The organism is Streptomyces sp. NPDC002265, from assembly GCF_040296125.1.
GTDB lineage: Bacteria > Actinomycetota > Actinomycetes > Streptomycetales > Streptomycetaceae > Streptomyces.
Map to the genome: position 1 here is coordinate 1 of NZ_JBEOWS010000127.1, position 23,780 is coordinate 23,780.

At 71.5% G+C, this 23,780-nt stretch carries 24 protein-coding genes and 2 pseudogenes; 14 read left to right on the forward strand and 12 right to left on the reverse strand.

Translation table 11 applies throughout. The features are described from left to right. Window positions 1–69: 69 nt before the first annotated feature. The 4 genes from icmA to ABT085_RS22345 form a co-directional block, all read right to left on the reverse strand. Window positions 70–1,770 (reverse strand): coenzyme B12-dependent isobutyryl-CoA mutase large subunit, encoded by a 1,701-nt coding sequence (icmA, locus tag ABT085_RS22330; RefSeq protein WP_351610531.1) that lies wholly within the window; start codon window positions 1,768–1,770, stop codon window positions 70–72. Window positions 1,771–1,846: 76 nt separating this feature from the next. Next, window positions 1,847–2,185 carry a DUF3817 domain-containing protein gene (locus ABT085_RS22335; RefSeq protein ID WP_351610533.1) on the reverse strand — a complete coding sequence of 113 codons (339 nt, stop codon included), beginning with the start codon at window positions 2,183–2,185 and terminating at the stop codon, window positions 1,847–1,849. 89 nt (window positions 2,186–2,274) lie between these two features. Further along, window positions 2,275–2,784 carry a MarR family winged helix-turn-helix transcriptional regulator gene (locus ABT085_RS22340; protein ID WP_351610536.1) on the reverse strand — a complete coding sequence of 170 codons (510 nt, stop codon included), beginning with the start codon at window positions 2,782–2,784 and terminating at the stop codon, window positions 2,275–2,277. A gap of 11 nt (window positions 2,785–2,795) precedes the next feature. Continuing rightward, window positions 2,796–4,097, reverse strand: a complete 1,302-nt coding sequence (locus tag ABT085_RS22345; protein ID WP_351610539.1) for an MFS transporter — start codon at window positions 4,095–4,097, stop codon at window positions 2,796–2,798. An 88-nt stretch (window positions 4,098–4,185) separates the two neighbouring features. Here ABT085_RS22345 and ABT085_RS22350 point away from each other — a divergent pair, with 88 nt between their 5' ends. After that, window positions 4,186–5,166 carry an ArsR/SmtB family transcription factor gene (locus ABT085_RS22350; protein ID WP_351610542.1) on the forward strand — a complete coding sequence of 327 codons (981 nt, stop codon included), beginning with the start codon at window positions 4,186–4,188 and terminating at the stop codon, window positions 5,164–5,166. A 169-nt stretch (window positions 5,167–5,335) separates the two neighbouring features. Here the strand turns inward: ABT085_RS22350 and ABT085_RS22355 are convergent, their stop codons facing one another. Next, window positions 5,336–6,979, reverse strand: coding sequence for an FAD-dependent oxidoreductase (locus tag ABT085_RS22355; protein WP_351610545.1), 1,644 nt, complete (start codon window positions 6,977–6,979; stop codon window positions 5,336–5,338). Between the two features lie 303 nt (window positions 6,980–7,282). On the opposite strand from ABT085_RS22355, the gene ABT085_RS22360 reads away from it, so the two are divergent. The 7 genes from ABT085_RS22360 to ABT085_RS22390 all read left to right on the forward strand — a co-directional run bounded on the left by ABT085_RS22360 (window position 7,283) and on the right by ABT085_RS22390 (window position 12,655). Beyond that, window positions 7,283–8,437, forward strand: a complete 1,155-nt coding sequence (locus ABT085_RS22360) for a SchA/CurD-like domain-containing protein (protein ID WP_351610547.1) — start codon at window positions 7,283–7,285, stop codon at window positions 8,435–8,437. A gap of 90 nt (window positions 8,438–8,527) precedes the next feature. Further along, window positions 8,528–8,971 (forward strand): cupin domain-containing protein, encoded by a 444-nt coding sequence (locus tag ABT085_RS22365; protein ID WP_351610550.1) that lies wholly within the window; start codon window positions 8,528–8,530, stop codon window positions 8,969–8,971. After that, the gene (locus ABT085_RS22370) at window positions 8,968–10,236 is read left to right on the forward strand and encodes a beta-ketoacyl-[acyl-carrier-protein] synthase family protein (RefSeq protein ID WP_351610553.1); all 1,269 of its coding nucleotides are present in this window, start codon (window positions 8,968–8,970) and stop codon (window positions 10,234–10,236) included. Before ABT085_RS22365 ends, ABT085_RS22370 begins: the two co-directional genes overlap by 4 nt. Then, entirely contained in the window at window positions 10,233–11,480 is a 1,248-nt protein-coding gene (locus ABT085_RS22375; RefSeq protein WP_351610556.1) for a ketosynthase chain-length factor, read from the forward strand. The genes ABT085_RS22370 and ABT085_RS22375 overlap by 4 nt, the downstream gene beginning before the upstream one ends. A 16-nt stretch (window positions 11,481–11,496) precedes the next feature. Next, a complete protein-coding gene (locus ABT085_RS22380) occupies window positions 11,497–11,754 on the forward strand; it encodes an acyl carrier protein (RefSeq protein ID WP_351610558.1) in 258 nt (85 codons plus the stop codon). Between the two features lies 1 nt (window position 11,755). Beyond that, window positions 11,756–12,235, forward strand: a complete 480-nt coding sequence (locus ABT085_RS22385; protein ID WP_351610561.1) for an SRPBCC family protein — start codon at window positions 11,756–11,758, stop codon at window positions 12,233–12,235. Window positions 12,236–12,322: 87 nt separating this feature from the next. After that, window positions 12,323–12,655 carry a TcmI family type II polyketide cyclase gene (locus tag ABT085_RS22390; protein ID WP_351610564.1) on the forward strand — a complete coding sequence of 111 codons (333 nt, stop codon included), beginning with the start codon at window positions 12,323–12,325 and terminating at the stop codon, window positions 12,653–12,655. Window positions 12,656–12,720: 65 nt separating this feature from the next. Here the strand turns inward: ABT085_RS22390 and ABT085_RS22395 are convergent, their stop codons facing one another. From ABT085_RS22395 to ABT085_RS22410, 4 genes are all read right to left on the reverse strand, one after another. Then, window positions 12,721–13,800, reverse strand: coding sequence for a methyltransferase (locus ABT085_RS22395; protein ID WP_351610567.1), 1,080 nt, complete (start codon window positions 13,798–13,800; stop codon window positions 12,721–12,723). Window positions 13,801–13,855: 55 nt separating this feature from the next. Further along, window positions 13,856–14,923, reverse strand: a complete 1,068-nt coding sequence (locus ABT085_RS22400; RefSeq protein ID WP_351610570.1) for a right-handed parallel beta-helix repeat-containing protein — start codon at window positions 14,921–14,923, stop codon at window positions 13,856–13,858. Between the two features lie 231 nt (window positions 14,924–15,154). Continuing rightward, window positions 15,155–15,448, reverse strand: a complete 294-nt coding sequence (locus ABT085_RS22405) for an MTH1187 family thiamine-binding protein (RefSeq protein ID WP_351610576.1) — start codon at window positions 15,446–15,448, stop codon at window positions 15,155–15,157. After that, window positions 15,445–15,789 carry a DUF3817 domain-containing protein gene (locus ABT085_RS22410; protein WP_351610579.1) on the reverse strand — a complete coding sequence of 115 codons (345 nt, stop codon included), beginning with the start codon at window positions 15,787–15,789 and terminating at the stop codon, window positions 15,445–15,447. The genes ABT085_RS22405 and ABT085_RS22410 overlap by 4 nt, the downstream gene beginning before the upstream one ends. A 191-nt stretch (window positions 15,790–15,980) precedes the next feature. Here ABT085_RS22410 and ABT085_RS22415 point away from each other — a divergent pair, with 191 nt between their 5' ends. The 4 genes from ABT085_RS22415 to ABT085_RS22430 all read left to right on the forward strand — a co-directional run bounded on the left by ABT085_RS22415 (window position 15,981) and on the right by ABT085_RS22430 (window position 18,628). Then, entirely contained in the window at window positions 15,981–16,613 is a 633-nt protein-coding gene (locus ABT085_RS22415; RefSeq protein ID WP_351610595.1) for an AIM24 family protein, read from the forward strand. A gap of 1 nt (window position 16,614) precedes the next feature. Beyond that, a complete protein-coding gene (locus ABT085_RS22420) occupies window positions 16,615–17,265 on the forward strand; it encodes an AIM24 family protein (protein ID WP_351610581.1) in 651 nt (216 codons plus the stop codon). A 41-nt stretch (window positions 17,266–17,306) separates the two neighbouring features. Next, complete coding sequence (locus tag ABT085_RS22425; protein WP_351610600.1) at window positions 17,307–18,059, forward strand: AIM24 family protein; 753 nt, start codon at window positions 17,307–17,309, stop codon at window positions 18,057–18,059. Window positions 18,060–18,151: 92 nt separating this feature from the next. Then, a complete protein-coding gene (locus tag ABT085_RS22430) occupies window positions 18,152–18,628 on the forward strand; it encodes a MarR family winged helix-turn-helix transcriptional regulator (protein WP_351610584.1) in 477 nt (158 codons plus the stop codon). A 225-nt stretch (window positions 18,629–18,853) separates the two neighbouring features. Here ABT085_RS22430 and meaB read toward each other — a convergent pair whose 3' ends face one another. Together meaB and ABT085_RS22440 are read right to left on the reverse strand one after the other, a co-directional pair. After that, window positions 18,854–19,810 carry a methylmalonyl Co-A mutase-associated GTPase MeaB gene (gene meaB, locus ABT085_RS22435; RefSeq protein ID WP_351610586.1) on the reverse strand — a complete coding sequence of 319 codons (957 nt, stop codon included), beginning with the start codon at window positions 19,808–19,810 and terminating at the stop codon, window positions 18,854–18,856. Window positions 19,811–19,845: 35 nt separating this feature from the next. Continuing rightward, a complete protein-coding gene (locus ABT085_RS22440) occupies window positions 19,846–21,045 on the reverse strand; it encodes an acetyl-CoA C-acetyltransferase (protein ID WP_351610589.1) in 1,200 nt (399 codons plus the stop codon). Window positions 21,046–21,192: 147 nt separating this feature from the next. Between ABT085_RS22440 and mce the strand changes: the two genes are divergently transcribed. Next, window positions 21,193–21,633, forward strand: coding sequence for a methylmalonyl-CoA epimerase (gene mce, locus ABT085_RS22445; protein ID WP_351610591.1), 441 nt, complete (start codon window positions 21,193–21,195; stop codon window positions 21,631–21,633). Window positions 21,634–21,842: 209 nt separating this feature from the next. Then, a pseudogene (gene scy, locus ABT085_RS22450) lies at window positions 21,843–23,708 on the forward strand (polarized growth protein Scy); the annotation flags it as partial. Here scy and ABT085_RS22455 read toward each other — a convergent pair. Beyond that, window positions 23,704–23,780: pseudogene (locus ABT085_RS22455) on the reverse strand (enoyl-CoA hydratase); the annotation flags it as partial. The pseudogenes scy and ABT085_RS22455 sit on opposite strands and share 5 nt — an antisense overlap.

Below are 23,780 nucleotides of genomic sequence, written 5' to 3' on the forward strand. Positions count from 1 at the left end.
GCAGCAGCCCGTCTGAACGCGCACCCGGGCACCGGGCCCCGGCGCCGGGGCCCGGTGCCCGACGGGGCGTCAGAAGCCCGCGGGCTCCGTGTACACCCCCCACTCGTCCCGCAGCACCCCGCAGATCTCCCCCAGGCTCGCCTCCGCCCGTACCGCGTCCAGCATCGGACCGATCATGTTCGAGCCGTCGCGTGCGGCGGCGAGCATCGCCTGCAGCGCCGCCCGCACGGCCGCGTCGTCCCGGGCCGCCCTGCGGCCGGCGAGGGTACGCACCTGCTCGCGCTCCACCTCGTGGCCGACCCGCAGGATCTCCAGGTCGCCGGTGACGGAGCCGGTGTGCACATTGACGCCGACGACCCGCTTCTCGCCCTTCTCCAGGGACTGCTGGTAGCGGAAGGCCGCCTCCGCGATCTCCCCGGTGAACCACCCGTCCTCGATCCCGCGCAGGATCCCGGAGGTGACCGGCCCGATGGGGTGCCGCCCGTCGGGGTGCGCCCGCAGCCCCCGCTCCTTGATCTGCTCGAAGATCTTCTCGGCGTCCGCCTCGATCCGGTCGGTGAGCTGCTCCACGTACCAGGAACCGCCCAGCGGGTCGGCCACGTTGGCGACGCCGGTCTCCTCCATGAGCACCTGCTGGGTGCGCAGCGCGATCTCCGCCGCCTGCGCGGAGGGCAGCGCGAGGGTCTCGTCCAGGGCGTTGGTGTGCAGCGAGTTGGTGCCGCCCAGCACCGCCGCCAGCGCCTCCACCGCCGTACGCACCACGTTGTTGTACGGCTGCTGCGCGGTCAGCGATACACCCGCGGTCTGGGTGTGGAAGCGCAGCCACTGCGCCTTCTCGGACCTCGCGCCGTACACGTCCCGCAGCCAGCGCGCCCAGATCCGGCGGGCCGCGCGGAACTTGGCGATCTCCTCGAAGAAATCGACGTGCGCGTCGAAGAAGAAGGACAGACCGGGGGCGAAGACGTCCACGTCGAGCCCGCGGCTCAGCCCGAGCTCCACGTATCCGAAGCCGTCGGCCAGCGTGTACGCCAGCTCCTGCGCGGCCGTCGAACCAGCCTCGCGGATGTGGTAGCCGGAGACGGACAGCGGCTTGTAGGCGGGGATGGCGTCCGCGCAGTGCTCCATCAGGTCGCCGATCAGGCGCAGATGCGGCTCGGGCCGGAAGAGCCACTCCTTCTGGGCGATGTACTCCTTGAAGATGTCCGTCTGGAGCGTGCCGTTGAGGACGGCCGGGTCCACGCCCTGCCGCTCGGCCGCGACCAGGTACATGCAGAACACCGGGACGGCCGGACCGCTGATCGTCATCGACGTGGTGACCTCGCCCAGCGGGATGTCCCGGAACAGGACCTCCATGTCGGCGGCGGAGTCGACGGCGACCCCGCAGTGCCCGACCTCGCCCAGCGAGCGCGGGTCGTCGGAGTCGCGGCCCATCAGGGTCGGCATGTCGAAGGCGACGGAGAGCCCGCCCCCGCCGTGGGCGAGGATCATCTTGTAGCGCTCGTTGGTCTGCTCGGCGTTGCCGAACCCGGCGAACTGCCGGATGGTCCAGGTCCGCCCCCGGTAGCCGGTCGGGTACAGCCCGCGGGTGAAGGGGTACTCCCCGGGCCAGCCGATCCGCTCGAAACCCCCGTAGTGGTCCCCGGGCCGGGGGCCGTACGCCGGCTCCACCGGGTCGCCCGAGAGCGTGGTGAAGTCGGCGTCCCGCTTGCGTGCGGCGTCGTACCGGGCCTGCCAGCGTCGGCGGCCCTCCTCGATCGCGTCGGCGTCCATACCTGCAAATTTACTAGGACGTCCTAGTAAGCGTCGACGGAGAACCGCCGCACGGACACCCGTACGGCGGTACCGGTTACGCCTTGGCGACGGCGGGGGAACCCTCCGCGACCGTCGGCTCCAGCTCGCGGCTGATCCTGCGCTCCACGAAGAAGGCGGCCGTGGGGATGGTCCCGGCCAGCAGCACCCACAGCTGCTTGCCGACCGGCCACTTCGCCTTGGAGCCGAGGTCGAAGGCGAAGACCAGGTAGACGACGTACAGCCAGCCGTGCGCGATCGCGACGACCCGGGTGACGTCCGCGGCACCGTCGACGTCGAGGCCGTACTTGGCGATCATGGCGAGGCACAGCAGGACGAGCAGCACGCCGGTGACATAGGCCAGGACGCGGTAGCGCGTCAGCACGCTTTTCTTCATGCCGACGAGCGTAACCGTCCGTTCCGGGAGATCTTGTCCGGGGCCACGCTGGGGCCACGCCGGGGCCGCCGGGTGGGTTACCGGGCGGGTCAGCGGTCGTCGAAGTCGTTCGCGGCGACCCGCAGGGGGCGCAGCAGCGCGAAGATCTCCGCGCACTCCTCGGCGTCGTACACCCCGAGCCCGAAGTCCATCGCCATCAGGTCGCGGGTGGCCGCCTCGACCACCTCGCGGCCCTTGGCGGTGATGGTGGCGAGGGTGCCGCGGCCGTCGTTGGGGTTGGGGCGCTTGTCCACCAGGCCGGAGCGCACCAGCCGGTCCACCGTGTTCGTCACCGACGTCGGATGCACCATGAGCCGCTCGCCGATCTTCGACATCGGCAGCTCACCCGCCTTGGAGAAGTTGAGCAGCACCAGCGCCTCGTAGCGCGCGAACGTCAGCTCGTAGGGCTTGACGACCGCGTCGACCTCGGCGAGCAGGATCTGGTGCGCGCGCATGATCGAGGTGATCGCGGCCATCGACGGCACACTTCCCCACCGCTGCTTCCACAGTTCGTCGGCGCGGGCGATGGGATCGAAGGGAAGGCTGAGGGGCTTCGGCACGTCGTCAGACATTACCCGTCGGTCATATCGCGGTCAGCCCTGTCTCGCCTTTCGGTCCGGCGGGCCTGTACGGCGAGCAGCGTGCAGCACACCGCGCCCAGCGCCCCGGCCCCCGCGACGGCCGCCCGCACACCCGCCACCTCGGCCGCCGCACCGGCCAGCGCCATGCCCAGGCCCTGGAGCGTCATCAGTCCTGCGGTCAGCAGGGTCATCGCCCGGCCGCGCAGTTCCTCCGGCACGTCCCGCGCCAGCCACTGGTCGACGCCGAGCGTGTACGCGGAGCCCGCGCCCGCGACGAGGAGCAGCAGCAGGGAGAGCGCCAGGCCGGGGTGGAGGGCGTAGCCGAGGTAGGGCAGCAGGGTGAGGCAGACCAGCGGCAGCGCGACGCGCTCGCGGGTGGCGGGCCGCAGCCGGGCGCCCGCGAACAGCTCCCCGGCGATCGTGCCGACCGGCAGGGCGCACATCAGCAGGCCGAGGCCGGTGGAGCCGGCACCGAGGCCGTCGGCGTACGGCGCGGCCAGGGCCTCCGGCGCCACGGAGAACATCGGCGGCACCCAGGACAGCAGCAGCAGGACCCGTACCCGGCGGTCGGCGAGCACCTGCCGGGCCCCGCGCAGGGAGTCCCCCACCAGCGCGCCGGTGCCGCGGACGCGGGCCGGGCGGCGCCGGGTGCCCAGCCGCAGCAGGGCCGCCGAGGCGAGGAAGGTGCCGACGGTGACCAGCAGCGCGTGGCGCGGGGAGACGACGGTGAGCAGCAGGCCGCCCAGCCCGTAGCCGACGAGCAGCGCGCTCTGCGCGACGATCCGCAGCAGGGAGCGGCCTAGGACGAACAGGTCGCCGTCGCCGAGGATGTCGGCGAGGGTGGCCATCCGGGTCCCGGAGAACACCGGTGAGACGACGGCGAGCACACAGCGCAGGGCCAGCAGTACGGCGATGGGCGCGCCCGGCGTCACCATCAGCGCCACGCATCCGGCGCAGACGAGGTCGCACACCACCAGCACACGGCGGGCCGGGTGGCGGTCGGCGACCCCGGCGAGCAGGGTGCCGCCGATCAGGTAGGGCAGGAAGCCGAGCGCGAAGGCCAGTGCGCTCAGCAAGGGGGAGCCGGTCAGGTCGTAGACCAGGACGGACAGCGCGATCTCGGCGACGACCACGCCGAGCATGGACAGCAGGTGGGCGGCGAAGACGGCGCGGAACTCGCGGACCGCGAAGACCCGGGCGTATCCCGTGGGCGCGGGGGCGGCGGTCGGCTCGGGCGCGGCGGGCCCGGGGGTCTCCGGCGGTGTCGTCGTGGTCTGGGGTTCTTCCGGCATGGCAGCAGGGTGCGGTCCGGCGCGCGGACGGCCGTAGAGTTTCGGCTCAGACCGAATCGAAGGCCGGACGGGAAGAGGTGGTGGGGTCGTGCCGATGCGGCTGCACTTCGGGGAGGACGACTTCCTGCGCTGCCGGTTCGCGCTCTCGCCGCTGTGGGAGACGCAGGAGGCGGTGCGCACCCTCAAGCGGTCCGACCGGCACGGCTACCACGCGCACTGGCTGCGCCGGATCCGCGCGGCGGCCGAAACGCTCGACCTGAGCGGGCTGTGGCTGGTGATGCCGCGCCGCGGCCACTCCCCCGACTGGCTGGGCGCGCCGCCGATCGGCCCGGCGGCCGGTTTCGAGGAGGAGATCGCCGCGGTCCGCGCCGCCGATCCCGAGGCGGCCCGCGCGGACACCGCCCGCTCCCTCGCGGACACCCCGGGCGCGCTCGACTCGCCGCGCGGCCGGGCCTGGCTGGCGGACCCGGCCCGCATGATCCGGGAACTGTCCGACGCGCTGGAGGAGGTCTGGCACACCCTGCTGGCGCCGGACTGGCCCCGGCTGCGGGCGCTGCTGGAGGCGGACATCGCCTTCCACTCGCGCCGGCTGGCCGAGGTCGGCCTGGGCGGGCTGCTGCCGGAGGTCAACCGGCGCTGCGGCTGGCACGCCGGGACGCTGACCGTCGAGACGCACATCGAGTACGAGCGGCACCTCGGCGGGCAGGGGCTGGTGCTGATGCCGAGCGTGTTCAGCTGGCCGGACGTCATCAGCGGCTTCGAGCCGCCCTGGCAGCCGACGCTGGTCTACCCGGCGCGGGGCATCGGCGGGCTGTGGGCCGAGCCGGCCGACCGGCTGCCCGACGCGCTGGTCCGGCTGCTGGGCCGCGGCCGGGCCGCCGTGCTGACGGCACTGGACGAGCCCGCCAGTACCTCGGCCCTCGCGCCCAGGCTGGGGCTCGCGCCGTCGTCGGTGTCCGCGCATCTGACCGCGCTGCGCGACGCGGGCCTGCTGACCGCGCGACGTTACGGCCACCAGGTGCTGTACGAGCGGACACCCCTGGGAATCGCCCTCGCCTCGGGCGGCTGATCACCCGCGGGGCCCCTCACCTCCGCCCACGCGCCTCCGCCCGAGCCCGCGCCCGCTCGTCCGCGCCCGTGCCGTGGTCGAGCGGCCGTGCCGTGGTCGAGCGGCCGTGCCGTGGTCGAGCGGCCGTGCCGTGGTCGAGCGGCCGTGCCGTGGCGCTCGGACCAGGTGCTCAGACCAGGTCGAGCAGGCCGGCCAGAAGGTCGTACAGGGTCTTCTCCGGGTAGGCCACCGCGTCCTGCGACCGCCAGGCCACATATCCGTCGGGCCGGACCAGCACCGCGCCCCGCGGTGTCGTGCCGTGCAGCACGGACCAGTCCGTGCCGTCCTGGGGGGCGAGGTCCGCGAGCGGGCCCCGGCCCACGCGGTACGACTCCAGGCGTACCGCGAGCCGTTCGGCGACCCGCTGCGCCGCCGTGTGCCAGGCCGTGTCCTCGGCGCCGCTGAGCAGCACGAACGAGGTCTCGTACAGGTCGACGGTGGAGGTGCGCACGCCGGAGCGCAGCAGCCACATGTGCGGGGCGCGGCTGCCGGGCTCGCCGTTCATCGCCATCTCGTCGGGCACCACCGGGCCCTCGGGGTCGGTGCCGACCACGGCGCCGCGGGGGTAGCGGTAGCCCAGGGCCACCTTCAGCACGCCGCCCTGGCGGGCGCCGCCCGCGCCGCCCGCACCGGGGGCGGGGGCGTAGCCCGGGTGGCTGTGCTCCACCGAACGGGCCGCCGCCCGCGCGCTGGTGGCCAGGGCCACCGGCTTGCGCTCCGCCTCGTAGGACTCCAGCAGGCCGGGTCCCGCCCAGCCGTTGAGCACGGCGGCGAGCTTCCAGGCGAGGTTGTGCGCGTCCTGGATACCGGTGTTGGAGCCGAACGCGCCGGTCGGTGACATCTCGTGGGCGGAGTCCCCGGCGAGGAAGATCCGGCCGGCCGAGTAGCGCTCGGCGACCCGCTGCGCCGCGTGCCAGGGCGCCTTGCCGGTGATCCGCACGTCCAGGTCCGGGACGCCGACGGCCCGGCGGATGTGGGCGATGCAGCGCTCCTCGGTGAAGTCCTCCAGCGTCTCGCCGCGCTCGGGGTGCCAGGGCGCGTGGAAGACCCACTTCTCCACGTTGTCCACCGGCAGCAGCGCGCCGTCCGCGTCCGGGGCGGTCAGGTAGCAGCAGATGAAGCGCCGGTCGCCGACCGCGTCCGCGAGTTTGAGGGAGTCGAAGGTGACGCTCACGTTGTGGAACAGGTCGCCCGGACCCGTCTGGCCGATGCCCAGCCCCTCCCGGACGGGGCTGCGCGGGCCGTCGGCCGCGACGAGGTACTCGGCGCGCACGGTGGTGTGCTGCCCGCTGTCCCGGTTCTTCACGACCGCGGTGATCCCCTCGCCGTCCTGCTCGACGGAGATCAGCTCGGTGGAGAACCGGATGTCGCCGCCCAGTTCGCGGGCGCACTTGAGCAGCACCGGTTCCAGGTCGTTCTGGCTGCACAGGCACCAGCCGCTCGGGCTGAAGCGGGCCAGGCCGCCGCCCGGGTCGATCTCCTTGAACAGCCACTCGCCCGCGCCGCCGGTCAGGGAGGGGGCCTGGAGGATGCCGTGGTTGTCGGCCAGGGTCGAGGCGGCCTCGCGGATCTGCTGCTCGGCCCCGGCGACCCTGAACAGTTCCATCGTGCGCACGTTGTTGCCGCGGCCGCGAGGGTGTCTGGAGGTGCCCGCGTGCTTCTCGACGACCAGGTGCGGGATGCCGAGTCGGCCCAGGAACAGTGAGGCGGACAGTCCCACGAGGGACCCGCCCACGACGAGTACGGGTACGTGATGCTCGACTTCTTCGGTCATCAATGCCTCCAGCAGCGGACCCCGGCTACAGGGCTTCCATGGACCCCCGGCTACAGGGCTTCCATGCCCCGGCGGGAGGGGTTCGCTCGCCTCATTCACCCGACTGGTCACCCCGTACGTCACCCGCTTCGCCCGGGTGGTCACCCACGTGGTTCACGCGAGTCGCGCCGCCCTGCGGACCGAACCACGATCGGGGTCCGGGCCGTTCGCCGCTCCCGGCACCGGGAGCGCCCCGGAAGTCACTGAGGAGATGTGTGCTGGATGTCAATCTCGGAACGTGTATCGGAACGTGTGTCCGACCGCGTGTCGGACCGTGTCTCGCGCCGGGCCCCGCAGCGGATCTCGGAGCGGGTGTCGCAGTCCGCCTTCGACGGCTCCCGGCTGCGGGTCATCCTGCTGCTGGACCTTCACGACGGCGCCCAGAAGCAGTTCCTGGAAGCCTACGAGCAGATGCGCAACCAGGTGGCCTCCGTCCCCGGCCACATCAGCGACCAGCTGTGCCAGTCGATCGAGAACCCCTCGCAGTGGCTGATCACCAGTGAGTGGGAGAGCGCGCCGCCGTTCCTCGCCTGGGTCAACAGCGAGGAGCACGTCGAGACGGTGCAGCCGCTGCACAGCTGCGTGCGCGACACCCGCTCGCTGCGCTTCAGCGTGCTGCGCGAGACGAGCAACGCCGCCCCGGCGCTGCCCGAGTCGGAGAAGGGCCGCTTCCAGGCTACGGCCCGGGTGGGCGACGGCGTGGTACGCCACGCCCTCACTTTCACCGTGAAGCCGGGCAGCGAGCGGATCGTCGCCGATCTGCTCGCCGGCTACTCCTCGCCGCGGGCGCAGGTCGACGAGAACACCCGGCTGCGGCGCACCTCGCTGTTCATGCACGGCAACCGGGTCGTGCGGGCCATCGAGGTGGAGGGCGACCTGATGGCCGCGCTGCGCCATGTGTCCCGCCAGCCCGAGGTCCGGGCGGTCGAGGAGGCCATCAACCCCTATCTGGAGCAGGACCGGGACCTCAGCGACCCGGGGTCGGCCCGGCTCTTCTTCACCCGGGCGGCGCTGCCCGCGGTGCACCACGTGGCGGTCGGCGCCGGACAGCCCCAGGACGTCAAGCGGCACGCGCTGTTCTACCCGGCCAAGCAGGGCTCCGGTATGGCCCTGGCCCGGCTGCTCGCCCGTGAGGACGAGGCGGCGGCCGACGACCCGGCGAACCCCGTGCACTGCAGCACGATCTTCCAGCGCGACGACATCGTCGTACGGCTGGTCGACGTACGGGGCGACCTCGCGCACGACCCCGTCCTGACCCTCGGTCTCACGGGCGGCCGCAACGGAGCGGTCCTGAACCGGCTGCTCGACGGCGACGCGCTCGGCGTCGACGGCGCGCCGGTCACCGAGCAGGACCTGGCCCGGTTCATCGAGCGGTCCGACATGAAGCTCGTCACCGACCGCACCTCGTCGGACGCCTGACGGCGGGTCCGGCCCGGTCAGCGGCCGGACACGCAGGCTCCGTCGGCACCGGCCGACGGGCCGGCTGTACCCACCAACCGGAGGAAACACATGACCACGCCCCGCCCACGCATCGTGGACCTGAGCGAGACCGAGCCCAACACCCGGCGCGGAGGTGACCTGCGCGCGATGCTCACGCCCACCGCGGTCGGCGCCAAGTCCGGCTTCATGGGGCTCGCCATCGTCCAGCCCGGCGACCGCATCGGCGAGCACTACCACCCGTACTCCGAGGAGTTCGTGTACGTCGTGAGCGGTCAGCTCGAAGTCGACCTGGACGGCGAGACCTTCCCGATCCGGGCCGACCAGGGACTGCTGATCCCGATCAACATGCGCCACCGCTTCCGCAACGTGGGCAGCGTGGAGGCCCGGATGGTCTTCCATCTGGGCCCGCTGGCGCCGCGCCCCAAGCTCGGCCACGTCGACACCGAGGTGACCGAGGAGACGGAAGGAGCCTGCATGCACCTGACACCCGAGCGAGTCGAGGCGGTGTCATGACCCGGCGCGTGGCGGTCACCGGCGTCGGCATCGTGGCCCCGGGCGGCGTGGGCGTACCGGCGTTCTGGGACCTCCTGGCGAACGGCCGCACCGCGACGAGGGGCATCACGCTCTTCGACCCGGCGGGTCTGCGTTCGCGTATCGCGGCCGAGGTCGACTTCCACCCGGCCGCCCACGGAATCGACGCGGCGACGACCGAACGCGCCGACCGCTATGTCCAGTTCGCCATGGTGGCCGCCCGGGAGGCGGTCGGCGACGCGGGACTCGACCCGGAGAAGGAGGATCCCTGGCGGATGGGGGTGTCCCTGGGCACCGCCGTGGGTGGCACCACGCGCCTGGAGAACGACTACGTGGCGGTCAGCGAGAAGGGCCGGCGCTGGGACGTCGACCACCGCCGGGCGGCTCCTCATCTGCACCGCGCCTTCTCCCCGAGCGCCCTCGCCTCCGAGGTCGCCGAGCAGTTCGGGGCGCACGGTCCGGTGCAGACCGTCTCCACGGGCTGCACCTCCGGTCTCGACGCGATCGGCTACGCCTTCCACGCCGTACAGGAGGGCCGGGTCGACGTCTGCATAGCCGGCGCCTCGGACTCGCCGATCTCCCCGATCACGATGGCGTGCTTCGACGCCATCAAGGCGACCTCTCCGAACAACGACGACCCCGAGCACGCGTCCCGGCCGTTCGACAAGGACCGCAACGGGTTCGTCATGGGTGAGGGCGGAGCCGTCCTCGTCCTGGAGGAACTCGAACACGCCCGCGCCCGCGGGGCCCGCGTGTACTGCGAGATCGGCGGCTACGCCACCTTCGGCAACGCCTACCACATGACCGGTCTCACCCGGGAGGGCCTGGAGATGGCGCGCGCCATCGACGACGCGCTCGCCCACGCCCGGCTGGACGGCTCGGACATCGACTACGTCAACGCCCACGGTTCCGGTACGCAGCAGAACGACCGGCACGAGACGGCCGCGGTGAAGCGGTCGCTGGGCGATCACGCCTACCGGACGCCGATGAGCTCGATCAAGTCGATGGTGGGCCACTCGCTGGGCGCCATCGGGGCGATCGAGGTGCTGGCCTGTGTGCTGGCCCTGGTCCACCAGGTCGTGCCGCCGACGGCGAACTACACGACCCCGGACCCCGAGTGCGACCTCGACTACGTGCCGCGCACCGCGCGCAAGGCGAAGCTGCGCAACGTGCTGTCCGTCGGCAGCGGCTTCGGCGGCTTCCAGTCCGCGGTGATTCTCACCCGGCCCGACGGGAGGACCCGATGACGTCACAGCGAGCCCGGCGCGCCGCCGTCACCGGCATAGGCGTCGTCGCCCCCAACGGGCTGAGCACCGAGACCTTCTGGAAGGCAACCCAGGAGGGCGTCAGCGTCCTGGACCGGGTGACCCGCGAAGGATGCGACCACCTGCCCCTGCGGATCGCGGGCGAGGTCCGCGGCTTCGATCCCTCGGAACTGATCGAGGAGCGGTTCCTCGTCCAGACGGACCGGTTCACCCACTTCGCGATGGCCGCGGCCGACGGCGCCCTGGCGGACGCCCGGCTGGGCCGCGCCGACACCGACCGGGATCCGTTCGCGGTCGGCGTGGTCACGGCCGCGGGCTCCGGCGGCGGCGAGTTCGGCCAGCGGGAACTCCAGCGGCTGTGGGGCCAGGGCCCCCGGTTCGTGGGCCCTTACCAGTCCATCGCCTGGTTCTACGCGGCGAGCACCGGCCAGGTGTCCATCCGCGGCGGGTTCAAGGGACCGTGCGGCGTGGTGGCCAGCGACGAGGCCGGTGGCCTGGACGCGCTGGCACACGCGGCCCGCGCGGTGCGCCGGGGCACCGGCGTCGTCGTGACCGGGGCCGCCGAGGCCCCGCTGGCGCCGTACTCGATGGTCTGCCAGCTCGGCTACGACGACCTCAGCACCAGCGACGACCCGACTCACGCCTACCGGCCCTTCACCGCCGCCGCCTGCGGGTTCGTGCCCGCCGAGGGCGGCGCGATGATCGTGGTCGAGGACGAGGGGGCGGCGCGGGAGCGGGAGGCCACCGTCCGGGCGTTCATCGCCGGGCACGGGGCGACCTTCACCGGCGCGTCCCTCTGGGAGCGGTCCCGGGAGGGGCTGGCCCAGGCGATCCGGGTCGCGCTCGACGAGGCCCGGTGCGCCCCGGAGGAGGTCGACGTCGTGTTCGCGGACGCCTTCGGGACACCGGAGGCCGACCGTGCCGAGGCGCTGGCCATCGCCGACGCCCTGGGCGCGCACGGCCGGCGGGTGCCGGTGACGGCGCCCAAGACCGGGATCGGCCGGGCGTACTGCGGGGCGCCGGTGCTGGACGTCGCGGCGGCGGTGCTGGCCATGGAACACGGACTCGTACCGCCCACGCCGAACGTCTACGACCCCTGCCACGACCTCGACCTGGTGACCGGGCGGGCGCGTCCCGCACAGCTGCGCACCGCCCTGGTCGTCAGCCGGGGACTCATGGGCTCCAACGCGGCCCTCGTGCTGCGGCACGGCGCCCATGCCCTCTGAGAAGAAGGAGAGACAGATGGACGACCAACTGACCGCACGGGAACTGGCCGCGCTGATGAAGAAGGCGGCCGGCGTCACGGTGGTCGCCGACGAACTGGAGCTGCGGCTCGACGCCGGCTTCGACGAGTTCGGGCTGGACTCGCTCGGCCTGCTCGGCATCGTCGGCGAGCTGGAGAACAACCACGCCATGGTGCTGCCGCCCGACGCGGAGCGCTGCCGGACCCCGCGCGAATTCCTCGACCTCGTCAACAGCAACGTAGTGGCAGGAGCCTGACATGGCAGGACACACCGAGAACGAGATCACCATCGCCGCTCCCCTGGATCTCGTCTGGGACATGACCAACGACATCGAGAACTGGACGGAGCTGTTCAGCGAGTACGCCTCCGTCGAGGTCCTGTCCCGGGAGAACGGCAAGACCACCTTCCGCCTCACCATGCACCCGGACGACAACGGCAAGGTCTGGAGCTGGGTGTCGGAGCGTGAGCCCGACCGGAAGCGGCTCATGGTCAAGGCCCGCCGGGTGGAGACCGGTCCGTTCGCCTACATGAACATCAAGTGGGTGTACGAGGAGACCCCGGCCGGTACCCGGATGCACTGGACGCAGGACTTCGAGATGAAGCCCGACGCGCCCGTGGACGACGCCTGGATGACCGAGAACATCAACCGCAACTCGGTCGTCCAGCTCCAGCTCATCCGGGACAAGGTCGAGCAGCGCGCCCGCCGGCGCGCGCCCGCCTCCGTCACCCACGGCTGACCGGCCCCTCGTCCTCACCTGTCGGCCCGCGGACCGTCCGTCCGGACGGTCCGCCCGGCTCGCCGCCCCCGAGAGGAACGCCCCCTCATGCACCAGACACTGATCGTGGCCCGGATGGCGCCGGGCTCGGCCCCGGACATCGCGAAGGTGTTCGCGGAGTCCGACGACGGCGAACTGCCGCACCTCATCGGCGTCACGCGCCGCACCCTGTTCCAGTTCGACGACGTGTACATGCACCTCGTGCAGGGCGAGCGCCCGCTCGGCCCCGCGATCGCGAAGGTGGCCGGCCACCCGGCCTTCAAGGAGATCAGCGACCGGCTCACCGCGTACGTGAGCGCGTACGACCCGGCGACCTGGCGCGGCCCGAAGGACGCGATGGCCCACGAGTTCTACCGCTGGGAGCGCGACGGCCGCTCCTGACGCGTCCGGCGTGACAAGGGTCCGCCCCCGGCATCGACCGGGGGCGGACCCTTGTCACGTCGGGATCAGGCGGGTACGACGCACTCGAACGCGTGCAGATACGCATTGACCGGCTGGATCTCAGCGACGGTCAGCCCGGCCTCCGTCATGCGGGCGACCAGGCTCTCCTTGGTGTGCTTGGCTCCCCCGACGTTGAGGAGCAGCAGCAGGTCCATGGAGGTGGTGAACTTCATCGACGGGGTGTCGTCGACGAGGTTCTCGATGATGACGACCCGGGTCCCGGGACGAGCCTTGGCCATCACATTGCGCAGCGTCCTGCGGGTGCTGTCGTCGTCCCATTCCAGGATGTTCTTGATGATGTACAGGTCGGCCTCGACCGGGATGTCCTCACGGCAGTCCCCGCCGACGATCCGGGCCCGCTCGGCGAGGGCGCCGCCCACCCGCAGCCGGGCGTCCGCCTTCTCCACCACTCTCGGCAGGTCGAGCAGGGTGCCGCGGACGTCCGGGTGCTTCTCCAGCAGGCTGGCCAGCACGTGCCCCTGGCCGCCGCCGATGTCGGCGACCGTCGTCACGCCGGTGAGGTCGAGCAGCTCGGCGACGTCCCGCGCCGACTGCTCGCTGGAGGTCGTCATGGCCTGGTTGAAGACGTGCGCGGAGTCCTGCGCGTCCTCGTGCAGGTAGTCGAAGAACCCCTTTCCGTAGAGCTCGTGGAAGACGCTGCCGCCCGAGCGCACCGCCTCGTCGAGCAGCGGCCAGGCGTCCCAGGTCCAGGGCTCGGTGCACCACAGGGAGATGTACCGGAGGCTGTGCGGGTCGTCCTCGCGCAGCAGCCGGGACATGCTGGTGTGGACGAACCGTCCGTCCTCGTTCTGCGCGAAGACGCCGTAGCAGGACAGGGCGCGCAGCAGGCGCAGCAGCGGCCGGGGCTCGACGCCGAGCTGGGCCGCGAGCTGCTCCGCGCTCGCGGGCTGCTCGCCGAGGGCGTCGGCGACGCCGAGCCTGGCCGCCGCCCGCACGGCCGCGGCGCAGGCGGCGCCGAAGACGAGCTCCCTCAGCCGCATGGCCGGGGCGGGCTGCTGCGGGGCCGTGGCGGGTTCTGCCACGGTGGCCGGAGTCTGCGCGGGGGCGGGACTCACAGTGGTCATGTACCGTCTCGATTCGCTTGGTTCGCTGGGGGCGGCAAGGGCACGGGTGGTCCGGTCAGCACATTCCGGCGGGCAGTGAGCGCCGGCACGTGTTGTGGGCGAACTTGTTTCCCTTTCCGGTGTCCCGGTTGGCCAGGTCGGCCGTCGAATTACCGTGCAGCACATTGCGCCGGATGACGTTGTTCTGGTTCGGCGCGCCCACGACACTCTTGAAAAGGACCACTCCGCCGGAGAACGGGGACTTCCCCACGTTGTGGTGGATCTCGTTGCGCTCGACGACCGACTTCTCGATTCCGGTGAGGACGATTCCGGCGCCCTGGATGAAGGGCAGCCGGGCGGTCTTCGGGCAGTACGCGTTGTTGTCGTGGACGTAGTTCCTGCGCACGAGGATGTTGCCGGTGCGCGGCTTGTTCTCGTCGCCGACCACGAACATGCCGCCGCAGTTGCGGTCGACGTCGTTGTTCTTGACCGTGACGTTGCGCAGCCGCCGGACCGTGATGCCGATGCGGTTGCCGGTCAGCCGGTTGTTGCGGACGACGGTGCCGTGCGTGTCGATGGCGCCCGCCTCGGTGCGGACCGTGTTGGAGAGGAAGAGGCCCGACTCGCCGTTCTTGCGGGCGACGTTGTGCGCGAACAGGCTGCGGACCGAGAGCTCCTCGGCGAAGCCCCAGTTGCCGTTCCTCTGCGAGGTCACATGGCGCACGGACAGCCTGTCGGTACCGGAGGCCCACAGCCCGTTCTTCTTGAAGCCGGTCAGCACGAGCCCCCGGATACGGGTGTCGACGACGGGCCTGGCGGCGGTGCCCTCCACGCAGATGCCGTTGCCGGCGGCCGCGCAGCTGTTGGCCGCCCTCTTCTTGTTCAAGGCCGGCTTCAGCACGGTCAGCGCACCCGAGCCACGCAGGACGAGGTGGGACTTCGTGATGCGGACGCTCTCGCGATAGGTGCCGGGCCTGATGTAGATGACGTCACCCGACCTCGCGACGTCGACCGCCCTCTGGATCGAATCCCCCGGACGTACCACATGGACCCGCGAAGCGGCATCGGCCGTGGGAATACCGGCCAGTCCCGATGCGATCACCAGCGCGGTGCAGCCGAGGTATCCGATGTGCTTTCTTTTCATGGGTCGAAGCTATGGTCCGCATTTCCGACCCGCCAGGTTCACCCACCTCTTTTACCGCGTTTGGAGCACGGACGGCGCAATCCCGAACCCGAAAGGCGGTGTCGGCGAGGACGGCCGAGGGTCCGTGAAACCCCTTGCGTGCCACGGGCACGGAAAAGCCCCGGCCGTCGGGGGCCGGGGCTTTCCCGGGTCTGTGTTCCGTGTCGCGTGCCGCGTGCCGCGTATCGCGTGCTAAGCGGAAAGGTGGCGCTCCACCGTCTCCACCTTCGAGGTCAGTCCGTCCGTCACCCCGGGCCGTATGTCCGCCTTGAGGACCAGGGACACCCGCGGCGCCCGCTCCTCGACGGCGGCGACGGCGCGGCGGACGACGTCCATCACCTCGTCCCACTCGCCCTCGATCGAGGTGAACATGGCGTCGGTGCGGTGGGGCAGTCCGGACGCGCGGACCACCCGGACGGCGTCGGCGACGTACTCCCCGACTTCCTCGCCGACCCCGAGCGGGGTGACGGAAAAGGCGACGATCATGCGTTCACCACTCCTTCCTTGCGGGCCCGGGAGGCGATGACCGCGTCCTCGGCCTCGCGGCGCAGCCGGCGCTCGGCGAAGAAGCCGCCGGTCGGCAGGACCGACAGGACGAAGTAGAGCGCGGCGGTGCCCAGCGGCCACTTGGCGCGGTTCCAGGCGTCCGCCCAGAAGATCACGTAGAGGATGAACAGGACGCCGTGGACCGCTCCCATCACGGGCACCGCGTTGAAGTCGGTGGTCCGCTTGAGCACCGAGCAGACGAGCAGCAGCAGGAAGGAGATGGCCTCGGGGGCTGAGACCAGACGGAGGCGGCGGAGGGCGGTGGCGGTTTTGAGGTCCACGGGGCACCTTCGGTGGGAGACGAGGAGGTCACGGTTTGTGAACGCGCGCACAAGCGTCCGCCCATTGTGACAAACGGTCCGGCGCCGTCCGGGAGGGGGGCCGCACTTCCCCTAGGGGTGCATTCAGGGGCGTTCTCCACCCCGGGGACCTGTCCGGGCGAGCGGACGGCGGCTACCTTCGCAGCGTGGCGATGTTCCGAATGCAGGGCAGCAAGGTGCTCGCCGTCGACATGACCGGGGATGCCGTGAAGGCGAAGAACGGCTCGATGGTCGCGTACGACGGGCAGATGGCCTTCAAGAAGCTCAGTGGCGGCGGCGAGGGGCTGCGGGGGATGGTGACCCGGCGGCTCACCGGCGAGCAGATGACGGTGATGGAGGTCAGAGGCCAGGGGACGTGCTGGTTCGCGGACCGCGCGAGCGAGATCAACCTCGTCCGCCTCCAGGGGGACAAGCTGTACGTGGAGTCGAGCAACCTGCTCGCGACGGACGCCGGGCTGCGCACCGGCACCACGTTCACCGGGCTGCGCGGCGCCGCGCAGGGCAACGGGCTGTTCACGACGACCGTCGAGGGGCACGGCCAGGCGGCGATCACCTCGGACGGACCCGCGGTGGTGCTCCGGGTCAGCCCGCAGTACCCGCTGACCGTCGACCCGGGCGCGTACATCGCGCACCAGGGGAACGTCCGGCAGTCCTTCCAGTCCGGTGTGACGTTCCGCACTTTTCTCGGGGAGGGCGGCGGCGAGGCCTTCCAGATCCGCTTCGAGGGGGACGGACTGGTGTACGTGCAGCCGAGCGAGCGGAACACGGTGGCGGGGGATCTCTGAGATGGCCTTCCGTGAGATCAACTCCAAGATGGTCGAGGCGACCGTCGCCCCGGGGCAGCGGCTGTTCAGTCAGCGCGGCGCGATGCTCGCCTACCGGGGCGAGGTGTCCTTCACCCCCAACATCCAGGGCGGCCAGGGCGGGATCAGGTCGATGATCGGGCGCCGGGTCGCGGGCGAGGCCACCCCGCTGATGTCCGTCGAGGGCAGCGGCACGGTCCTGTTCGGGCACGGCGGCCACCACGTCCAGGTCGTCCACCTCACCGGCGACACGCTGTACGTCGAGGCGGACCGCCTGCTCGCCTTCGAGGGCACGCTCCAGCAGGGCACGATGTTCATGGGCGCGCAGGGCGGCGTCATGGGCATGGTCCGCGGTCAGGTCACCGGCCAGGGGCTGTTCACGACCACGCTCAAGGGGCACGGCGCGGTGGCGGTGATGGCGCACGGCGGGGTCTTCGAGCTCCCGATCACCCCGCAGCGGCCGGTGCACGTCGACCCGCAGGCGTATGTCGCCCATCACGGCGACGTGCGCAACAAGCTGTCCACGGCGCTGGGCTGGCGCGACATGGTGGGCCGCGGCTCCGGGGAGGCGTTCCAGCTGGAGCTGAGCGGCAGCGGCACGGTCTACGTCCAGGCGTCGGAGGAGAAGCTGTGAGCGGGTACGTGACGGCGGGCGGTCCGGTGGTGCACGACCCGATGACGCTGCCCGTCGACGACAACGTCAACGCCTACACCTTCTGCGTGGAGCTCAAGGGGAGCCAGTGGTTCCTGCAGAAGGGGAAGATGATCGCCTACTACGGGTCGATCGACTTCAACGGCGTCGGGCACGGCCGTTTGGACCGGCTTGTCCGCACGTCGTTTCATTCGCCTCTGCACGCGGCCGAGTGGGTCGTGGCGGAGGGCTCGGGCAAGATGCTCCTCGCCGACCGGGCCTTCGATGTGAATTCGTACGACCTCGACGACGGCAACCTGACCATTCGCTCGGGCAATCTGCTCGCTTTTCAGCCAAGTCTCGCGCTCAAGCAGTCGATCGTGCCGGGTTTTCTGACCCTTATCGGAACCGGCAAGTTTGTGGCCGCATCTAACGGGCCGGTGGTGTTCATGGAGCCTCCGATCCGGGTGGACCCGCAGGCGCTCGTCGGCTGGGCGGACTGCCCCTCGCCGTGCCATCACTACGACCATGCGTACATGACCGGCGTGATGGGCGGTCTACGTGCGATGACGGGCCTGGGCGGGGCCTCCGGGGAGGAGCATCAGTTCGAGTTCGTCGGCGCCGGCACAGTGCTGCTCCAGTCGACCGAGACACTCATGGCCGAGCAGGCCACGGGGGCGGTTCCGCACGCGGCGGGCGTGCCCGGCGGCGGCGTCCACGGTGGTCAGGGGCAGCCGTCCGGGGCACCGCGCCTTCCCGGACAGCTGGGAGACCTCCAGCGTCGCTTCGGGCTGTGAGCGGTAGTCTGCGGAGTGTGACATCGAACGCGTGCGCACCGTCACACCACCCTCACTAGTTCGCCTTTCAACCTTTTAGGTAGACTTCATTCATGGAGACCGAAACGGCCACGCGCTGGCTGACCGATGCGGAGCAGTGCGCCTGGCGCACCCACCTGGAGGTCAACAGGCTGTTGAGTTACCAGCTCGAAAAGGACCTCCAGCCGTTCGGCCTGACAATGAACGACTACGAGATCCTGGTGAATCTCTCCGAGTCGGAGGACGTCAGGATGCGAATGAGCGATCTCGCCTCCGCCACGCTCCAGTCCAAGAGCAGGCTCTCCCACCAGATCACCCGTATGGAGAACGCCGACCTCGTCCGCCGGGAGAACTGCGAGTCCGACCGTCGCGGACTGTACGCGGTGCTCACCGAGCACGGCTTGGAGACCATGCAGAAGGTCGCGCCCCACCATGTGGCGTCGGTGCGGAACCACTTCATCGACCTCGTCTCGCCCGAGGCCCTGGCGGAGCTCGACAAGGCCCTCAAGCCCATCGCCCAGCACCTTCGCGGGCAGCGCGGCCGCCTCTGACGGCACGCCCCGCGCGAGCGGCGGCGGGCGGACGCCCCGACGCCGCGCGAGCGGCGGCGGGCGGACGCCCCGACCGGGCTCCGCCCGCCTGCGCGCCCCACGAGGGCGCCGTCGCCACGGCGGGGCGAACAGGCGGGCGGCCGGGGCCGGCGGACAGGCACGCGTCGCCGCGGCCCGGCGGCGGCCCCGCGCAGGCCCCGCCCGGGGACCTCGCGGCCGGCCGTGTCAGTTTTGGGTCAGGCCCGCCACCAGTTCGTCCGCCGCACGGTACGGGTCCAGTTCGCCCGCCACGATCCGCTCCGCCAGCGCACTCAGGCGGCGGTCGCCGTGCAGGTCGGCGATCCGCTCGCGCAGCGCCGTGACGGCGATCGTCTCGACCTCGCGGGCGGCGCGGGCCCGCCGGCGTTCGGTCAGGACGCCCCGCTCCTCCATCCAGGCCCGGTGCTTGTCGAGTGCCTCGACGACCTCGTCGATCCCCTCGGCGCGGGCGGCGACCGTCTTGACGATCGGGGGGCGCCAGTCGCCGGGCCTGCGGGACTCGCCGAGGCCGAGCATGTGGTTCAGCTCGCGCGCGGTGGCGTCGACGCCGTCCCGGTCCGCCTTGTTGACGACGTAGACGTCGCCGATCTCCAGGATCCCGGCCTTGGCGGCCTGGATGCCGTCGCCCATCCCCGGGGCCAGCAGGACGACCGAGGTGTCCGCCTGGGAGGCGATCTCCACCTCCGACTGGCCGACGCCGACCGTCTCCACCAGGACCACGTCGCAGCCGGCCGCGTCCAGGACCCGGATCGCCTGCGGCGCGGACCAGGCGAGCCCGCCCAGATGGCCGCGGGTCGCCATGGAGCGGATGTAGACGCCGGGGTCGGAGGAGTGGTCCGACATCCGCACCCGGTCGCCCAGCAGGGCCCCGCCGGAGAACGGCGAGGAGGGGTCGACGGCCAGCACGCCGACCCGTTTGCCCTGCTTGCGGTACGCGGTGACCAGCGCCGAGGTGGACGTCGACTTGCCGACGCCCGGAGAGCCGGTCAGCCCGACCACGTAGGCGTTGCCGGTGAGCGGGGCCAGCGCCGCCATGACCTCCCTCAGCTGCGGGGACGCCCCCTCCACCAGGGAGATCAGCCGGGCCACGGCCCGCGGCCGGCCTTCCCTGGCCTGGGTCACCAGAGAGGAGACGTCCTGCATCACAGCTCCGTTCGCGAGAGGTCGTACAGCGGGGCTCAGGCCTTGGCCACCCGCACGATCAGGGCGTCGCCCTGGCCGCCGCCACCGCACAGCGCGGCCGCGCCGACCCCGCCGCCGCGGCGCTTCAGCTCCAGCGCCAGGTGCAGCACCAGCCGGGCGCCGGACATGCCGATCGGGTGGCCCAGGGCGATGGCGCCGCCGTTGACGTTCACCTTTTCCGTGGACACCCCGAGGTCCTTCATTGACTGCACCGCGACGGCGGCGAAGGCCTCGTTGATCTCGATCAGATCGAGGTCGGAGACCTCCAGGCCCTCCTTCTTCAGGGCGTGCAGGATCGCGTTCGACGGCTGCGACTGGAGGGAGTTGTCCGGGCCGGCCACATTGCCGTGGGCACCGATCTCCGCGATCCACTCCAGGCCCAGCTCCTGCGCCTTGGCCTTGCTCATCACGACCACGGCGGCCGCGCCGTCGGAGATCTGCGAGGAGGAACCGGCGGTGATCGTGCCGTCCCGGGTGAACGCCGGACGCAGCTTGCCCAGCGACTCGGCGGTGGTGTCGCCGCGGATGCCCTCGTCCTTGCTGAAGACGACCGGCTCGCCCTTGCGCTGCGGGATCTCCACCGGGGTGATCTCGGCCTCGAAGATGCCGTTCTTCTGCGCGGCGGCCGCGCGCTGGTGGGACAGCGCGGCGATCTCGTCCTGCTCCGGACGGGCGATGCCCAGGCGGGTGTTGTGCTTCTCGGTGGACTCGCCCATGGCGATGTTCTCGAAGGCGTCGGTCAGACCGTCGTACGCCATCGCGTCGAGCATCTCCACCGCGCCGTACTTGTAGCCCTCGCGGGACTTCGGCAGCAGGTGGGGGGCGTTGGTCATGGACTCCTGGCCGCCCGCCACGACGATGTCGAACTCGCCCGCGCGGATCAGCTGGTCGGCCAGCGCGATCGCGTCGAGGCCGGACAGGCACACCTTGTTGATCGTCAGCGCCGGCACGTTCATCGGGATGCCGGCCTTGACGGCGGCCTGGCGGGCCGGGATCTGCCCTGCCCCGGCCTGGAGCACCTGCCCCATGATGACGTACTGCACCTGGTCGCCGCCGATGCCCGCACGGTCGAGGGCGGCCTTGATCGCGAAGCCGCCGAGGTCGGCGCCCGAGAAGGACTTCAGCGAGCCAAGCAGTCGTCCCATGGGCGTACGCGCCCCCGCGACGATCACCGAGCTGTTCGTTCCAGAAGACATGAGCTGCGATCCCCTTACCGGCTTGCACAGCCGAGGAGTGAACGAGGGTTTACTCGAATGTACTGAGCGGTAGTCCACCCGTCATCCGGCTGTCGGTGTGATCGCGCGCACGTTGCGTAACCACTTCCGAAGCGCTGCACTGACAACATGCTGACGCGAATCGACCACATCGGGATCGCCTGTTTCGACCTCGACAAGACCGTCGAGTTCTACCGTGCGACGTACGGCTTCGAGGTGTTCCACTCCGAGGTCAACGAGGAACAGGGCGTGCGCGAGGCCATGCTCAAGATCAACGATACGTCCGACGGCGGCGCCTCGTACCTCCAGCTCCTGGAGCCCACCCGTCCGGATTCCACGGTCGCGAAGTGGCTCGACAAGAACGGCGAGGGTGTCCATCACATCGCTTTCGGTACGGCGGACGTGGACGCGGACGCGGCCGACATCAAGGACAAGGGCGTACGCGTCCTGTACGAGGAGCCACGACGCGGCTCCATGGGGTCGCGAATCACCTTCCTGCACCCCAAGGACTGCCACGGTGTACTGACAGAACTGGTCACTTCGGCGGCGGTTGAGTCACCTGAGCACTGACCCTCGTACATATGGGCCGGTAGGGTTGGGGGCGGTCGTCGCTCACACCAGGGCGACCGCATTCCGGGGTCCGGGTTTCGGGGGACGAGCGTCGGGGCAGCAGCCCATGCTCCGTCGTTGATCTGACACCATTCCCCGGGGGCCCCGTTCGGCGGATGGACGGAGCTCGTTGGAGAAGCTTGCGACCAGGGGACGGATGGGACCGCGCAGTGCGGGGCTACGAGAGCCAGGAGCGAGAGCCGGCGGCTGACGTCGACCACCTCTCTCGATTCGAAGCCGAGATGAAGCGGCTGAAGACCGAGCGGGAAAAGGCGATCCAGCATGCCGAGGACCTCGGCTACCAGGTCGAGGTGCTGCGCGCCAAGTTGCACGAGGCGCGTCGCACCATCATGTCCCGGCCCGCCTTCGACGGCGGCGATATCGGGTACCAGGCCGAGCAGATGCTGCGCAACGCGCAGATGCAGGCGGACCAGCTGCGCCAGGAGGCCGAGCGCGAGATCAGCCAGGCGCGGGCGCAGACCCAGCGCCTCCTCCAGGAGCACGCCGAGCAGGCGGCCCGGCTTCAGGCCGAGCTGCACCAGGAGGCCGTCACCCGGCGTCAGCAGCTCGACCAGGAGCTGGCGGAGCGCCGGCAGACCGTCGAGTCGCACGTCAACGAGAACGTGGCGTGGGCGGAGCAGCTGCGCGCCCGCAGCGAGTCGCAGGCCCGGCGTCTCCTCGACGACTCCCGCGGCGAGGTCGACCAGGCCATGGCCGCCGCCCGCGCGGAGGCCGAGCGGGTCACCGCGGAGACCAGGCAGCGGCTCCAGGCCGAGGCCGACGCGGCCCGTGCCGAGGCCGACCAGCTGCTGCGCCGTGCCCGCACCGACGCCGAGCGCCTGCTGAACGCCGCCTCCACCCAGGCCCAGGAGGCCACCGACCACGCCGAGGCGCTGCGCACCTCCACGGCGAACGAGTCCGACACCGCCCGCCGCCAGGCCACCGAGCTGAGCCGTGCCGCCGAGCAGCGCATCGCCGAGGCCGACACGGCCCTGCGCGAGGCCCGCGCCGAGGCCGAGAAGGTGCTCGCCGAGGCCAAGGAGGCCGCCGCCAAGGCGCTCACCACGGCCGAGTCCACCAACGAGCAGCGCACCCGGACCGCCAAGGAGCAGGTCGCCCGGCTGGTCAGCGAGGCCACCAAGGAGGCCGAGGCCACCAAGTCGAGCGCCGACCAGATCGTCGCGGACGCCCGCGCGGAGGCCGAGAAGGTCCTCGCCGAGGCCGCCGAGAAGGCCCGCAGCGCCACCGCCGAGGAGACCGCCTCCCAGCTGGGCAAGGCCGCGCGCACCGCCGAGGACGTCCTCAACCGGGCGGAGGAGGAGGCGCGCAACACCACCCGGGCCGCCACCGAGGAGGCCGAGCGGATCCGCACCGAGGCGGAGACCGAGGCCGACCGGCTGCGCGCCGAGGCGCACGACATCGCCGAGCAGCTCAAGGGCACGGCGAAGGACGACACCAAGGAGTACCGCGCCAAGACCGTCGAGCTCCAGGAGGAGGCGCGACGGCTGCGCGGCGAGGCCGAGCATCTGCGCTCCGAGGCGGTCGGCGAGGGCGAGAAGATCCGCGCCGAGGCCCGGCGGGAGGCCGTCCAGCAGATCGAGGAGGCGGCCAAGACCGCCGAGGAACTGCTCGGCAAGGCGAAGGCGGACGCGGACGAGCTGCGCCAGAGCGCCACGACGGACAGCGAGAAGGTCCGCACCGAGGCCATCGAGCGCGCCACCGCGCTGCGCCGGCAGGCCGAGGAGACCCTGGAGCGCACCCGCAAGGAGGCCGAGGAGCAGCGCGACGAGGCCACCGAGCAGGCCGAGGGCATCAAGGCCGACGCCGAGCGGGCCGCGGCCGGACTGCTCGAGGACACCGAGCGCGCCATAGCGGCCCGGCAGGCCGAGGCGGCCGACGGGCTGGCCCGGCTGCACACCGAGGCCGAGGAGCGCATCGCGTCGGCCGAGCAGGCGCTGACCGAGGCCCGCGAGGAGGCCGTACGGATCCGCCGCGAGGCCGGCGAGGAGACCGACCGGCTGCGCGGCGAGTCCGCCACGGTCAGCAGCCCGGTCCTGACCGCCTCGGCGGCGTCGAAGCGCTCGCCGGTGAGGTAGTAGCGGGCGACG

What these genes read in the sequence shown, in the direction of transcription:
- icmA (WP_351610531.1), bottom strand. Translation starts at nt 1,770, where the DNA reads ATGGACGCCGACGCGATCGAGGAGGGCCGCCGACGCTGGCAGGCCCGG.
- ABT085_RS22335 (WP_351610533.1), bottom strand. Translation starts at nt 2,185, where the DNA reads ATGAAGAAAAGCGTGCTGACGCGCTACCGCGTCCTGGCCTATGTCACC.
- ABT085_RS22345 (WP_351610539.1), bottom strand. Translation starts at nt 4,097, where the DNA reads ATGCCGGAAGAACCCCAGACCACGACGACACCGCCGGAGACCCCCGGG.
- ABT085_RS22355 (WP_351610545.1), bottom strand. Translation starts at nt 6,979, where the DNA reads ATGACCGAAGAAGTCGAGCATCACGTACCCGTACTCGTCGTGGGCGGG.
- ABT085_RS22365 (WP_351610550.1), top strand. Translation starts at nt 8,528, where the DNA reads ATGACCACGCCCCGCCCACGCATCGTGGACCTGAGCGAGACCGAGCCC.
- ABT085_RS22370 (WP_351610553.1), top strand. Translation starts at nt 8,968, where the DNA reads ATGACCCGGCGCGTGGCGGTCACCGGCGTCGGCATCGTGGCCCCGGGC.
- ABT085_RS22375 (WP_351610556.1), top strand. Translation starts at nt 10,233, where the DNA reads ATGACGTCACAGCGAGCCCGGCGCGCCGCCGTCACCGGCATAGGCGTC.
- ABT085_RS22380 (WP_351610558.1), top strand. Translation starts at nt 11,497, where the DNA reads ATGGACGACCAACTGACCGCACGGGAACTGGCCGCGCTGATGAAGAAG.
- ABT085_RS22385 (WP_351610561.1), top strand. Translation starts at nt 11,756, where the DNA reads ATGGCAGGACACACCGAGAACGAGATCACCATCGCCGCTCCCCTGGAT.
- ABT085_RS22390 (WP_351610564.1), top strand. Translation starts at nt 12,323, where the DNA reads ATGCACCAGACACTGATCGTGGCCCGGATGGCGCCGGGCTCGGCCCCG.
- ABT085_RS22395 (WP_351610567.1), bottom strand. Translation starts at nt 13,800, where the DNA reads ATGACCACTGTGAGTCCCGCCCCCGCGCAGACTCCGGCCACCGTGGCA.
- ABT085_RS22400 (WP_351610570.1), bottom strand. Translation starts at nt 14,923, where the DNA reads ATGAAAAGAAAGCACATCGGATACCTCGGCTGCACCGCGCTGGTGATC.
- ABT085_RS22405 (WP_351610576.1), bottom strand. Translation starts at nt 15,448, where the DNA reads ATGATCGTCGCCTTTTCCGTCACCCCGCTCGGGGTCGGCGAGGAAGTC.
- ABT085_RS22415 (WP_351610595.1), top strand. Translation starts at nt 15,981, where the DNA reads ATGTTCCGAATGCAGGGCAGCAAGGTGCTCGCCGTCGACATGACCGGG.
- ABT085_RS22420 (WP_351610581.1), top strand. Translation starts at nt 16,615, where the DNA reads ATGGCCTTCCGTGAGATCAACTCCAAGATGGTCGAGGCGACCGTCGCC.
- ABT085_RS22425 (WP_351610600.1), top strand. Translation starts at nt 17,307, where the DNA reads ATGACGCTGCCCGTCGACGACAACGTCAACGCCTACACCTTCTGCGTG.
- ABT085_RS22430 (WP_351610584.1), top strand. Translation starts at nt 18,152, where the DNA reads ATGGAGACCGAAACGGCCACGCGCTGGCTGACCGATGCGGAGCAGTGC.
- meaB (WP_351610586.1), bottom strand. Translation starts at nt 19,810, where the DNA reads ATGCAGGACGTCTCCTCTCTGGTGACCCAGGCCAGGGAAGGCCGGCCG.
- ABT085_RS22440 (WP_351610589.1), bottom strand. Translation starts at nt 21,045, where the DNA reads ATGTCTTCTGGAACGAACAGCTCGGTGATCGTCGCGGGGGCGCGTACG.
- mce (WP_351610591.1), top strand. Translation starts at nt 21,193, where the DNA reads ATGCTGACGCGAATCGACCACATCGGGATCGCCTGTTTCGACCTCGAC.